The following is a 530-nucleotide window of genomic DNA, read 5'->3' on the forward strand; positions in this document are numbered from 1 at the left end:
GAAACTTTTACGAAGACTGCGAAGGCAGTTCAGTAAGAGTAATCTTTGCTAAAAACAGCGCAGGCGCTCCTGAAATTATTGACACCAACAATTACTATCCTTTTGGTTTAAACCATATCTCAGGGTCGTTTGGTACTTCTAACTTTGGTAGTTTCTATAGTTACAAATACAACGGAAAGGAATTACAAGAGACGGGAATGTATGATTACGGAGCAAGGATGATGATGCCTGATCTGGGAAGATGGGGAGTAATGGATACCATGTCTGAGAAATACAGCTCTTTGAGTCCTTATAACTATGCGATCAATAACCCTGTTATGGTCATTGATCCGGATGGAAATGATGCAATGTTCGCTTCTGGAGAAGCAGCACAATTTGCTTTTAAAATGTATGTTGCAACGATGTCAACAGGAACTGGAACATCAGGTGAGAATATCTTTACAGGACTTAATTTTTCTGGTTTTGGAACAGATGATTGGATCAGAGGACTTGATGGAAAGTGGAGATATGATGCTAATATTACTACTTTG

General features: G+C 39.1%; 1 protein-coding gene. It reads left to right on the plus strand.

What is annotated here, in order from left to right; translation table 11 throughout:
• A partial coding sequence (locus AC27VX_RS23855; RefSeq protein WP_488698473.1) for an RHS repeat-associated core domain-containing protein occupies positions 1–530 on the plus strand: 530 nt, incomplete at both ends.

It is taken from the genome of Chryseobacterium sp. 14P4.3.2, assembly GCF_057799275.1.